9 protein-coding genes and 1 tRNA gene are annotated in these 13,046 nt (G+C 50.5%); 6 read left to right on the forward strand and 4 right to left on the reverse strand.

Annotation, left to right across the window (positions count from 1 at the left end; genetic code table 11):
* Window positions 1-32 precede the first annotated feature (32 nt).
* Window positions 33-1,496, reverse strand: a complete 1,464-nt coding sequence (locus Q5Y71_RS07540; protein WP_306041301.1) for a NarK family nitrate/nitrite MFS transporter — start codon at window positions 1,494-1,496, stop codon at window positions 33-35.
* Window positions 1,497-2,655: 1,159 nt separating this feature from the next.
* Between Q5Y71_RS07540 and Q5Y71_RS07545 the strand changes: the two genes are divergently transcribed.
* From Q5Y71_RS07545 to Q5Y71_RS07560, 4 genes are all read left to right on the forward strand, one after another.
* Complete coding sequence (locus Q5Y71_RS07545) at window positions 2,656-4,206, forward strand: Re/Si-specific NAD(P)(+) transhydrogenase subunit alpha (RefSeq protein ID WP_306041302.1); 1,551 nt, start codon at window positions 2,656-2,658, stop codon at window positions 4,204-4,206.
* A gap of 12 nt (window positions 4,207-4,218) precedes the next feature.
* The gene (pntB, locus tag Q5Y71_RS07550) at window positions 4,219-5,610 is read left to right on the forward strand and encodes a Re/Si-specific NAD(P)(+) transhydrogenase subunit beta (RefSeq protein WP_371877012.1); all 1,392 of its coding nucleotides are present in this window, start codon (window positions 4,219-4,221) and stop codon (window positions 5,608-5,610) included.
* 299 nt (window positions 5,611-5,909) lie between these two features.
* Window positions 5,910-7,520, forward strand: coding sequence for a S41 family peptidase (locus Q5Y71_RS07555; RefSeq protein ID WP_306041305.1), 1,611 nt, complete (start codon window positions 5,910-5,912; stop codon window positions 7,518-7,520).
* Between the two features lie 14 nt (window positions 7,521-7,534).
* A complete protein-coding gene (locus Q5Y71_RS07560) occupies window positions 7,535-7,897 on the forward strand; it encodes a hypothetical protein (protein WP_306041307.1) in 363 nt (120 codons plus the stop codon).
* Window positions 7,898-8,019: 122 nt separating this feature from the next.
* Here the strand turns inward: Q5Y71_RS07560 and Q5Y71_RS07565 are convergent, their stop codons facing one another.
* Together Q5Y71_RS07565 and Q5Y71_RS07570 are read right to left on the reverse strand one after the other, a co-directional pair.
* The gene (locus tag Q5Y71_RS07565; RefSeq protein WP_306041308.1) at window positions 8,020-9,219 is read right to left on the reverse strand and encodes a glycerol-3-phosphate dehydrogenase/oxidase; all 1,200 of its coding nucleotides are present in this window, start codon (window positions 9,217-9,219) and stop codon (window positions 8,020-8,022) included.
* Window positions 9,219-9,812, reverse strand: coding sequence for a hypothetical protein (locus Q5Y71_RS07570; protein ID WP_306041309.1), 594 nt, complete (start codon window positions 9,810-9,812; stop codon window positions 9,219-9,221). The genes Q5Y71_RS07565 and Q5Y71_RS07570 overlap by 1 nt, the downstream gene beginning before the upstream one ends.
* 517 nt (window positions 9,813-10,329) lie before the next feature.
* On the opposite strand from Q5Y71_RS07570, the gene gltX reads away from it, so the two are divergent.
* Both gltX and Q5Y71_RS07580 read left to right on the forward strand, forming a co-directional pair.
* Complete coding sequence (gltX, locus tag Q5Y71_RS07575) at window positions 10,330-11,805, forward strand: glutamate--tRNA ligase (protein ID WP_306041310.1); 1,476 nt, start codon at window positions 10,330-10,332, stop codon at window positions 11,803-11,805.
* A 134-nt stretch (window positions 11,806-11,939) separates the two neighbouring features.
* A tRNA-Ala gene (locus Q5Y71_RS07580) sits at window positions 11,940-12,015 on the forward strand.
* Between the two features lie 338 nt (window positions 12,016-12,353).
* On the opposite strand, the gene Q5Y71_RS07585 is transcribed toward Q5Y71_RS07580, so the two are convergent.
* Window positions 12,354-12,905 (reverse strand): hypothetical protein, encoded by a 552-nt coding sequence (locus Q5Y71_RS07585; protein WP_306041311.1) that lies wholly within the window; start codon window positions 12,903-12,905, stop codon window positions 12,354-12,356.
* Between the last annotated feature and the right edge of the window lie 141 nt (window positions 12,906-13,046).

Genomic DNA, 13,046 nt, shown 5'->3' on the forward strand with positions numbered 1-13,046 from the left:
GTAACGCCAAGGATTGATATACGAATGGCCTTTTAGGCAACATTGATCATTGATACACTGCCATCTGGGAGTGTCTCCGCTATTTGCCCCTCGGGCTCTTCCAATAATAATACGGCAGCAAAACCAAGCAGTGCCGTAATGCCAATAACCAGAAAGAAATCCTGATAGGACACCAAACTCAGTACGGTGAGATAAAATACAGCACCGACATTGCCATAGGCGCCGGTGATTCCCGCAATCTGGCCGGTGAGGCGACGTTGAATCAAAGGGACCACTGCGAACACTGCGCCCTCGCCAGCTTGCACGAAGAAAGAGCAGGCCATGGCAGCGGCAACGGCCAGGTAAAGCGGCCATTGGGTATCGATAAGGGCCATGGTGAAGTATCCCAGAGCCAGCCCCGCTGTGAGTACCAGTAAGGTGGGCCTGCGCCCCCAGCGGTCACTGATCAGTCCGCCCGCTGGACGCGACATCAGATTCATGAAAGCGTAGGCCGAACCGAGCAGGCCGGCTTTTACCGGGTCCAGGGTAAAGGTCTCTGAGAAGAACAGGGGCAGCATGGAAACCACAGCAAGCTCTGAGCCAAAAGTGGCAAAGTACAACAGATTGAGAACCACTACCTGTTTGAATTTATAGCGGTGTATCGGCGCTGGCGGGTTGTTGAGGACTTCGCGGTTTACCTTGTAGGTCTTGTGTGTATCCAGCATATAGAGCAGACCGAGACCACAGTAAATTATTGTGGCAGTGGTGTTGGAGAAAAGGCCAATTCCGCTGGACAATCTCCAGGTGAGTAATGCCAATGCTGCATAGATAGGAATCTTCACAATTAACAGCAGTATGAAATCCCCTCGGCTGGTAATTTCCATGCCCCCGATTTTTTTTGGTTTGAAATAGGCAAGGCCTTTGGGAGTGTCTGTCACTGAAAAGTAGTAAATGACACTGTAAATCAGTGCGATGATTCCTGTAAGGCCAATGGCATAGCGCCAGCCATTGTCACCACCAACAATGAGGGCAATCGCTGGCAGGGATATGGCTGCGGCGGCGGAACCAAAGTTTCCCCAGCCGCCATAAATACCCTCGGCAGTGCCTAACTGGTGCACGGGAAACCACTCCGATACCATGCGGATGCCAATCACAAAACCTGCACCGATAAATCCCAGAAGAAAGCGGCCGATCGCTGCCTGTATAAAGTTGTCTGCCAGTGCGAAGATAAAGCAGGGCACACTGCCAATGGCCAGGAGCAGGGAATACGTAAGTCGCGGTCCATATTTGTCTGTGAACATACCGACTAGGATACGCGCAGGAATGGTCAGGGCTACATTGAGAATTAAAAGTGTTTTGACCTGATCCGGGGTCAGGGATAGACTTTTCGCAATGGCCATTAAGAGCGGGGCATGGTTAAACCAGGCAAAGAACGTGATAAAGAAAGCCACCCAAGTTAAGTGAAGTATTTTTATCTTGCCGCGGAATGAGAGTAAGTTGAAAGGCTCACTTGACATGCACATTTCCCTTGTTTGTAAATTCCCGATGCATATAAAGTTTACAATTGAAGTCTAGAGATTGGTATCGTTGCGCTTTTTTGCCAATTAATGTCGGTGGAGGAATCGCTCCACCGAGGTAATATATCCGGGTTGGGTCATTGGATCATCTATTTATTGCCATTCAATTAATATGCCATTATTACAAAGTTGGTGTGATTGTTCCTTGGAGGCGCAGCAGAAAAACGATTTCGTACAGTTGCACCGTAAAGATGAATTTATTTTTCCTGTTCCAGGTAGTGGGAATAATGACAACTGCAGTTTTTTGGTGCAGCACCTTGCGGTTATTATTTTTCTTGCACAATCAGGGTGCCTCTGTAAATATTAAAAGTGATTAAGTAGGGTGGTGATAATAGGCAATAACTGAGCTAAGGTTTTTCTTCTGCTCAAATAGTTTGTGTCAAGGGGTTATTCTGGGCAGTGCAAGCTTGGTCAATGGAATTTGGATCAAGAGCCGATAGAAAAGGCAACATCGGTATAAAAATTATGTTGACTAGCAGCTTAAAAGAAAGTCATGATTATACTGAACGACATTATATAATAGAAATACATTGTACAATCAAACCGTTTGGATTTAGATGTATTCACAACAGTGGAACTGCGTAACTGCGCATTGGCTCCATTTATAGTCTTTGTCTTCCCCACCAGGGTCCAATGCGGATTTTGCCGGGAAATTTGTTTTAATCTGGGCGCTCCTCAACGATGGTTGGAGGTCTGTGCCCGATAATCCAATTGCTTTTAAAAGCTGTTGGGTTAGCTATCAGCGCAATGAAGCGTGATGTTGGTAGGCCATAAGGTTTCTGGCCGGTTAATGATCGGCAGCGCCTGGGTTCTGTGTGCTATGCACTGGGTAAATTCACAGACTGGCCGGGTTTAAAGCTCGTGTTAACTGGCCCAGCCAACAGACTTGGTTGCAAGTGTTACTTTTGATGGAGTCTAGTAGAGCGGGTCTTTACTCTGGTTTTTTAAAAGAGACTTATAAATTTCACCAATTACCGCTATTAGAAGAGACCACTTTTCATCTCCAGCCCACCGGTTTACACTCCTGCTGTTTATAAATTGGGCAATCCGAAGAAGACCCAGCAGTACATCCAGAGAACAAACCAAGAGGGGCACAGCGGTGATAATAGCCATACCTAAGGAGACCGCGGAGGGAGAAGCGCGCGTAGCGGCAACTCCCGACAGCGTAAAGCGTTTGCGCGATTTGGGTTTTTCCATTGCGGTGGAAAAAGGGGCTGGTGATATGGCCAGCTTTCCCGATACGGCTTATGCTGAGGCCGGGGCGGAAATCCGCAATGATTTGAGGACATGCCTGGCGGATGCAGGAGTGGTCCTCAAAGTACAGGCCCCCACTGATGAGGAACTGGCACTGATCCCCGAAGGGGCCACCGTGATTGCTTTTCTCAAGCCGGCGCAAAATGCAGAACTCCTGCAGAAACTGGCCGATAGAAAGATCAATGCACTGGCTGTGGAGTCTGTACCCAGGATCTCCCGCGCACAGAAAATGGATGCGCTCAGTTCCATGGCGAATATCGCCGGCTATCGCGCAGTAATCGAAGCTGCACATAATTTCGGCCGTTTCTTTACAGGTCAGATTACGGCTGCAGGAAAAATTCCCCCCGCAAAAGTCCTGGTGATTGGTGCTGGTGTCGCCGGCCTCTCTGCGATTGGCACTGCAAAGAGTATGGGTGCCATTGTGCGCGCCTTCGACACCCGTTTAGAGGTACGTGAGCAAGTGGAATCCATGGGAGCGGAATTCCTGACTGTGGAAATAGAGGAGGAGGGTTCCGGTACTGGTGGGTACGCCAAGGAGATGTCCAAGGAGTTTATTGAAGCGGAAATGGCCCTGTTCCGCGAGCAGGCCAGAGAAGTGGATATAGTCATTACGACAGCACTGATCCCTGGCAAGCCAGCCCCAAAGCTCTGGCTTGCCGATATGGTCGATAGCATGGCACAGGGATCGGTTGTGGTAGACCTGGCTGCGGAAATGGGCGGAAATTGTGATTACACGGTGCCCGATGAAAAAGTAGTGCACAGTGGCGTAACCATTATAGGCTACACCAATCTGCCCAGTCGTGCGGCGAGTCAGTCATCCAGATTGTATGCCACCAATCTTGTCCACCTGCTGAGTGAGTTGACACCGGGAAAAAATGGTGAACTCCAGATTGACTTTGCCGATGAAGTGATCCGTGGTGCAACGGTGGTCAAGGCTGGGGAAGTTACCTGGCCCCCGCCCCCCCCAAAGATTTCAGTCCAGCCCAAGACACCGGCCAGGGAGGCCGAGCTGGTCAAAGGTCCTGTTGAGGAAAAAATTGAAAAGAAAAAATCGCCTCTGGCTATTTTTGTATTTTGGGCCGTAGCGGCGGTGTTGCTACTTTGGCTTGGGCGGGTGGCTCCACCGGCATTTGTCTCCCATTTTACCGTCTTTGTTCTCGCCATTTTTGTTGGATGGCAGGTGATCTGGAATGTAACCCATGCATTACACACCCCTTTGATGAGTGTTACCAATGCGATTTCCGGTATTGTGGTGGTCGGGGCTCTGGTGCAACTGGGAACAACAGGCTCAGTCCTGGTGTTGGTGCTCGCTTTTGTCGGTGTACTGGTTGCCAGTATTAATATATTTGGTGGCTTCTTTGTAACCCACCGTATGCTGAAAATGTTTCGCCGCTAGGGGGCGTGAGTGATGAACGGAATGATTGCAATGGCTTACCTCTTTTCAGCGGTGATGTTCATTTTAAGCTTGGGTGGTTTGTCCAGCCATGAAACAGCACGCAGGGGAAATCTCTACGGTATGGTTGGTATGGCTGTTGCCATTATTGCTACCATAGCCGGCATCGCCACAGGGGCTCTGTGGATGGTGGCCGTCGCGATGGTGGTGGGAGCGGCTATCGGACTTTCCCTGGCAAGGCGTGTCGCCATGACCCAGATGCCTCAGATGGTGGCCTTGCTGCACAGTTTTGTTGGCCTTGCCGCGGTATTGATTGGTTGGGGTGGTTTTCTCGATCCGCAAGTGATTTTGCATGGAGCCGCCCATGTGGTGCACAGCACAGAGATCTATCTCGGTGTGTTTATTGGTGCAATTACCCTCACAGGTTCCCTTGTCGCCTTCTGCAAGCTGCAGGGGCTGGTGTCTGGCAAACCACTGACACTACCGGCCCGGCACTGGCTGAATCTGGCTGCGATTCTGGCCTGTATAGTGCTGGGCGTTGGATTTGTACCGGCGGAGGTAAATACCGGTACGCTGATCAATTTGCTTTTGATGACTGCAATTGCACTGCTGCTTGGCATTCACTTGGTGGCGGCGATTGGCGGTGCCGATATGCCGGTGGTGATTTCCATGCTGAACAGCTACTCAGGCTGGGCAGCGGCAGCTACTGGATTTATGCTGGGCAATGACTTGCTGATTGTTGTAGGTGCCCTGGTCGGCTCATCCGGTGCGATTCTCAGTTACATTATGTGTCGCGGCATGAACCGCTCGTTTATCAGCGTCATTTTGGGAGGCTTCGGTTCAGAAGGCGGAGTGGTTGCCGATGATGAAGTTGGTGGCGAGGTTGTGGCGACCAGTCAACAAGATCTGGCCGACGATCTGAAGGCCGCTGAAAATATTATTATTGTCCCCGGTTTTGGTATGGCCGTTGCTCACGCACAACAGGCTGTCAGCGACCTGACTGATCGGCTGCGTAAAATGGGAAAGACAGTGCGCTTTGGTATCCACCCCGTAGCGGGCCGTCTGCCCGGTCATATGAACGTGCTCCTGGCAGAGGCAAACGTGCCCTACGACATCGTGCTGGAAATGGATGAAATTAACCCGGATTTTCCCAGTACGGATCTGGTGCTGGTTATTGGCGCTAATGATACAGTGAACCCGGATGCGGTCGAAAAACCGGGTTCTCCCATTGCTGGGATGCCAGTGCTGGAGGTGTGGAAAGCGCACAAGGTGGTGGTGCTCAAGCGCTCTATGGCTTCCGGTTATGCTGGCGTAGCCAACCCGCTCTTCTACAAGGAAAACACCCGGATGCTGTTTGGGGATGCAAAAGACAGCCTGCAGGGCGTGCTGGGGAAGATGAATGAGTAATTGTAGGAAATAGCTCTGGTTATTAAATATCCATCCCAGCCGGAGTAGAGCTAGGTTTTCACCTTTTGGGTTTTTTGACCAGGCAAGTCAATGAACTATGAATCGGGCTTTATAATATCCTTGCCTGTTTTATTGGCTTTGTACTTTATGTGCTTTGTTTTGTGCTGCCAATGACGAAACTTTGGAGATGTGTAACATCAATAGGTTTTAATTTTTAAAAAATAATTGGCTATGGTACTCTCTTTCAATGGGAGGCCGTTTTCCTAGGGTTGAATATAATAAAAAGAATAATGAGATGAATGATGAGTACCATTGTGCATAGTTTGGCCCTGCGATGTCTGGTTATTTTCTGTGCTATTTGTGTTGTCGGTTGTGGTGGTGGCAGCGGCGGTAGAGACAGTGCTGGTAATGTAGATATTCCCATAGGGGGTGTACCGGGCAGTTCCAACTGGGTAAAGGGGCAGTTCCTGCCTGCTTCCGACTTTGAGGGGAAGTGTGTTTCTCCACGCAGCGGTATTGACCCCACCACTGGTGGGAGCTATACGGAGGTGCAGGGCACCCGCCTGGATGAGAACAACTGGCTGCGCTCCATGAGTAATGAACTTTACTTGTGGTATAACGAAATTGCTGATCAAGACCCTGCTGGGTTTGATGATTCTCTGGAATATTTTGCTGAGCTTAAAACTTTTGCACTGACGGCCTCCGGTCAGGAGAAAGACAGATTTCACTTTACCTTACCCACCGAGGAATGGTTGGACCTGACAGAGTCCGGTATCTCTGTTGGTTACGGTTTCCAATGGGCGCTGTTGTCTGCTGTGCCACCCCGTAGGGCAGTGATTGCCTATCTGGATACCGAAAGCGCCGAAGGCTTGCCCGACTATATAATGCGTGGTACAGAATTGCTGAGTGTGGATGGTGTCAATGTGGTCAATAGCGACGATATTGATACGCTAAACAGAGGCATGTGGCCTGCTTCGGCGGGAGAACAGCATGTCTTCAGACTCCTGCCGCCTGGTGCAACCGATCCTGTTACCGTGACACTCACAGCGAAAGTGGTAACTTCTGATCCTGTACAATCTGTAAAGTCTATACAGACAGATTCAGGACGGAAAGTGGGTTATATGCTCTTTAATGATCATATTGCCACTGCTGAAGGGGAGTTAATCAGGGCAGTGTCCGATCTGAGGGGAGAAGGCGTCGAAGATCTGGTACTGGATCTTCGCTACAATGGTGGTGGCTATCTGGATATTGCCAGTGAACTGGCTTATATGGTTGCCGGTGATTCTACTTCGGGCAGGACTTTTGAGTTGTCCAGATTCAATGACCAGCATCCCAATATCAACCCAGTTACAAATCGGCAATTACTGCCAACGCCTTTCCATAATACCAGCCGGGGATTTGGTGCGGTACAGTCCGGCATGACACTCCCATCCCTAAACCTGCAGAGGCTTTTTGTACTTACCGGTGAGGGCACCTGTTCTGCCAGTGAAGCAATCATTAACGGCTTGCGTGGAATTGATGTCGAAGTAGTCCAAATTGGTGACACTACCTGTGGAAAGCCGTATGGATTTTACCCGTTGGACAACTGTGGCACGACCTATTTCACGATCCAGTTTTCCGGTGTGAATGCCAAAGGATTTGGTGATTATTCGGATGGCTTTGTACCAGGTGGTTCTCACCAGGCCGAGGCACATCTGCCTGGGTGCCAACTCGGCGATGATTTTACACATTTTCTCGGGGATACAAATGAAGCTCGCTTTGCCGCGGCACTAAACTATATCGATACAGGTAGCTGTGGAGATATCCCTGTAAATGCATTCTCACCTTCCCCGGCCAGGGAACGGTTATCGGGGGTGTATGCTCGTGTGCCCAAAGATATTGCCCGCAGCAATCGTATTATGGTGCGGTAAAGGTGAAAGCATCTGTGTTGCTGCTGGTATGTCTTGTCACTACTATAACTTTCGGTTGCGAATCTCAGCCAGCTGCTTTGGTACTTCAGCCTGCCTTACTCATTGAAGTTAACCCACAAATTCGTGCAGAACTGCAAGAACTGGTTTCTGCGGCGATAGGTGGTATATCGGTTACCCTTGGGCCAGATGTACTGACCAAAGACAGTCTTTTACTCATAGAGCGCAGTTCCCGTCAAATGCGGATCACTGGCCGGGAAATGCAGAGGCCGGTGAAATTCCAACTCTTAACTGATGGGGAAAAATGTTGGCTTGAGCGTTTACCCAACGGAGCACTACGGGAGTTGCAGGTTTCATGCCGGGCCGCCAGAGCCTTTTAATTTATCTCCCTTAAGGAGATGGTGCAACAAGGGATGACATGGCCAAAGTTGATGAAAACTGAAGTGTCGGCTTTGTAGTGCGAGTGATATTTAGGGCAGGATTTTGATCAATACTGAAACCTCTAGGGGCTGCGTTCCCGCTCCGAAGGGTTGATGGCGCGCGCAGGGTCCCGAAGTGCATGGTGTCTATCCTGCAGGGTGGGCTGAAGTTTCTTGATCAGTTTGTGCGCGGTGGCGCGATAACTGGTGAGTTTGCCACCTGCTACTGCGAGGATGCGTGGATTTCTGCTGTTGTCACAACAAATCATGGATTCCCGTGAGCGGGAAAAGGGACTTCTCGCAACCCTCGGCAGTACTCGAAGACCGGCAAAACTCTCATAGATGTCTTTTTCTTGCAAACTGCGGGTTTGACTGAAGTACTTTTGTACCGTGCGCAGCAGGTAGGACTCCTCTTCCGCAGTGGGGGCTACATCGCGTGGGTCGCCATGGTAATGGCGCTCAGTGGTGCCCACCAACGTTTTGTCCTGCCAGGGCATAACAAATACCGCGCGCCCATCGCTCGCTTCTATATAAAAGATTTTGTTCCCTAGGGATAACGGCAACAAAATGTGTGTACCGGCAACCAAATCGATCGGTGGCAGCGGCAGTGAAGGGATGCAGCGTGCGTTGGTGGTGGTCACCCAGGGACCACTGCAATTGACCAGGGCGCGGGCGCGCAGTGTATTGAGTTTTCCGCCAGCCACATAGTCCACGCGGACACCGTCCTCGGTGATTTCGGCGCCTACCAAGCTGCCCGGACAAATAATTTGTGCGCCGTTGGCGACCGCTGATGCGACCACGTCGCGAGTCAGGGCAGCGTCGTCGGTTTGAGCATCGTAATAGCGAAATACTGCGAGAAGCCCCTCCCGCTTAAGTCCCGGCAGGCTGTCCCAATCAGATTTTGGCAATGATCGGAAAAATGAAATGCCACTATTCACGCCGGAGAGCAGGGCATAGAGACTGAGTCCCAATCTGACCATCCAAGGCGGCCTTTTACTATGTCGGTAGACAGGTATATAAAAGGGCACCATACGCACCAACTGGGGTTTATTTTGTAATAGCCAACTCCTCTCACGTAAACACTCGTATACCAGGCGGAATTGGCCGGTCTCCAGGTATCGCAATCCCCCGTGGATCAGTTTGGATGAGCGCGAGGATGTGGCCGCAGCAATGCCGAGTTGTTCCAGTATAACGACAGAGTAATGGGCCTGGGACAATGCTTCGGCTGTACCTGCACCTAGGATACCTGCGCCAACCACCAGAACGTCAAAATCCGTAGACATTAGCTATTTCCCGCAAGCACATAAATTGCAGCAGGCTCCCTGAAGACAGGGAATGGCATGCCCTTTTGTGTCTGCCGAGGCTCAGCTGTGATCCGGAAGAAGACCCGTTGCAATGGTTCTGGTGGTAATTTCTTGTGCCTGATATAGCAGTGCCGGGCCAGGAGGTGCTCTTGGGCGAGTGTCTCAATATCCACCGACAGGCGGCGGGATAGGCTGGTAACCTGCAATACCATCCTGTACCACCCCATAGACAGGGCGGTGGGTAAGCTGTAAAAGTTCTGGCTAGCCGGGACATTGGGCATGTGGCGACTGCACTTCCAGTCCTGTAGTTTCACCCCAGCTGCGTTGGAAGCGAAGCCGATAAGATGAAAACTATCCAGCAACAGCACTGGGGGCTGGGAGCCCTTCAGCTTGAAGGAAAAGCGCGAATGCCTGTCGCACGGCTGTTCGTTGCGGTAATACCGGTGGGTATCACTGCGGCTGAAGCAGATATTGTGCCGAACGGCATAGGCCCCCTGGTACTGAGCTGCCTCAAGGACGGAGGTGACTTTATCCGATGGAAAGAGGTTGTCGTCCTGATCGGTAATTGGCATGTAAATCAGCTCCAGGACGCAGATACTATATACTGGCAGAGCTGGGGCACGTCGTTATTCAGCACTACACAGGCGATTTGGCCCCGGTCTACAGTCGAGCCTTACAGGAAAAATAGACGCTGTGGACCTTGTTGCAAACGGGCTGGAAAGGATGGCATCAACCAGTCCTATAACCCTTGAGAGAGACGTGGGCTGCCGAAATGCTGACAAGGGAGTATGCAGTGAATAAACGACATGTTTTCACAGGGTGTGGCTTGTCAGGAAGTTGGCCCAATGTATGGATAGATGCTGGTCAAAGTAATTTTTGCGAAACTTGGATTCTTAGGCTCAACGGGCTGTATCCTCTGTGCCACGGTGAAAATACGTTTATCGGTAACACGAATTGCCGAGTTCTAATGCCCTCATTGCCCTGTGGCGTGAAGGACTTTTTACTTCCCCTGTCTGTGCCCCACGGCTGGCCAGCGCTATAATCCCGCATTTTTAACAGCCTCTAATTTTAGCTTGAATCAGGTTTGCCATGAGTGTAAGAACCCGAATAGCACCCTCCCCCACAGGCGATCCCCATGTTGGTACAGCCTATATCGCCTTGTTCAACCAGTGTTTTGCCCAGGCACAGGGCGGCCAGTTTATTTTGCGTATAGAAGATACCGATCGGCAACGCAGTACCCCGGAGTCAGAAAAAGCGATTCTCGATAGTCTGCGCTGGCTGGGGCTGGACTGGCAGGAGGGGCCAGATGTGGGCGGCCCCCATGGCCCCTATCGCCAGAGTGAACGCGGTGATATCTACAGGGCCTATTGCGATGAACTGGTGGAAAGAGGTCATGCGTTCCACTGTTACCGAACTGCACAGGAACTGGAACAGCTCCGCGAAGCACTGCGGGAATCCGGGCGCATAGCACTCAAGCCCGGTGATTTGGCACTGCCGCTGGAAGAAGTGGAAAAGCGCCGTGCCGACGGAATGCCTTTTGTGGTGCGTTTACAGGTGCCGGAGAGTGGTACCTGTGTGATAGAGGACCTGTTGCGGGGGCCCATAGAGATAGACTGGGCCCAGGTTGATGCACAAATTTTGCTCAAATCCGATGGTATGCCCACTTACCACCTGGCCAATGTGGTGGATGATCACTTGATGGAGATTACGCATGTGCTGCGAGGTGAGGAGTGGATCAGCTCTGCACCCAAGCACAAACTGCTATATGAATATCTGGGCTGGGAGATGCCGGTACTCTGCCACCTGCCACTATTGCGAAACCCGGACAAAACCAAGCTCTCGAAGCGCAAGAACCCAACCTCTATCCTCTATTACCAGCGCGCCGGCTTTATGCCAGAGGCTCTGTTGAACTATCTTGCCCGTATGGGCTGGTCCATGCCGGATGAGCGGGAAAAGTTCGCCCTTGAGGATATGCTTGAGCACTTCGACATTCAGAGGGTTTCCCTTGGTGGCCCGGTTTTCGATGTAGAGAAGCTGTCCTGGTTAAATGGCTTGTGGATCCGTGAACTGGGGGACGAATTGCTCGCAGATCGCCTGACTGACTGGCTGTTCAATCGGGAAAACCTGCTCAAGGTCCTGCCTTTTGCCAGGGAGCGCATGGAGACTTTTGGCGACTTTGCACCACTAGTCAGCTTTCTTGCCTCGGGAAAGCTCGATCTGACACAGGAAAGTTTCACCGGCAACAGGCTGGCGCTGGATGAGCAAAAGCGGCTACTGCAATTTGCCTTATGGCGTCTGGAAGCGTTGCGCGCATGGGACCGCGACAGCATTTTTCAGGCAGTAAAAGGGCTGGCTGCATCCATGGGTATCAAGCTCAAAGACTTCAATGCCCCCCTGTTTGTGGCAATCAGTGGTACCACTACCTCTTTTTCTGTGATGGATGCGATGGTACTGCTGGGCCCAGAGCTCAGCCGCGCCCGGTTGCGCCAGGCAATTGACACCCTGGGCGGGGCGGGGAAAAAAGTGCTAAAACGCTGGGAGAAAGAGTACGCCGTACTGGCATGAGTCCATGTGCGGACTCCTGGCTTCAGCGCAGGGGGTTGGTTGCTAACTCCCTGATTAAAAGTGCTTTTTCCTGTTGACAGGTGTCCAAACCTTGTTAGAATGCGCCCCGTTTTCGGAGAAAATGCAGAACATTTGGGGCTATAGCTCAGCTGGGAGAGCGCAACACTGGCAGTGTTGAGGTCAGCGGTTCGATCCCGCTTAGCTCCACCAAATTCCCCATGTATATCAAGAGGTTGTGGGGGAAGGTTTTTCGGCTTCTTTTTAGGTGAACAAAAACTGGACAAAAACTCGCAGGAATGAAAAGAGGGCCATTTGGAGCTCTTCTTTTTTATCTGAATTTCCCCTTATCAAAACTCTCTGCCTATAGCCTGGTGTTAGTTGAGCGCTTACGTATATTCTGAAAAAGAATGGCGTGCGATATGGATGATGCGAGATAAAACTATTGGTAGTGTTCAGAATTCTGAACACTACCATAAAAAGGGCATCACTTATAAGGTGATGTCCTTTGTCTGTCTCAGATAAAACTTGCTAATTTAGGTAAGTTTTAACTATTGTGCTCTGTTCATAGTCTCTGTAACTTCAACTCGACTTTCAAGCGTCAAGTCCGACTGTTTTATCGCATTCAAAGCTTGTAACAAGTCAATGCCTTCTCTAACTTTCAAGATGGCAATGTCAGTGCCGGGAAATTCCGATAATACTTCCATGTCAGCAACTGATGCTACTTCTGACGCGCTGACATTTTTACCTAATAAAACTGTGATATTACCAGTTAAAGTTGTTAGCTCATCGGTAAGTGTATTTCGTACTATTGTACCTTTAGCAACAATGTCTGTTGCTGCATCAGCATTGATATTCACTATGGCCATTTCACCTTTTATTGCAACAACCTGCTCTGGTGCAGCAATCGATGATGGGACACTGGCCATTGATCGCTCAACCCTAAAGATACCAAACTCAGCAGAGCTCGCTCTTGCTCCGGATATCGTTCCTAGCGACTTGACCTTTATATCATTCTTTTCCATGTTGTCAACAGCACTAGCCTGCGCCATCCCTGATAAATACAGTGCGGCAGTTAAGATCATTAATGTATTAAGCTTCATTGTATTACCCTTCTTATTGAGCTGCACGTCCGAATGTTCTTAGTGATACACCTTCTAGAACACTCTCTACAGGATTATTTATCAGGCCTGTCGCCCCAGAAAAGTTATTCGTGCGTGAGAATTCGATGTTAGTTTCACCAG

The sequence above is a fragment of the Microbulbifer sp. 2205BS26-8 genome (assembly GCF_030731025.1).
Classification (GTDB): domain Bacteria; phylum Pseudomonadota; class Gammaproteobacteria; order Pseudomonadales; family Cellvibrionaceae; genus Microbulbifer; species Microbulbifer spongiae.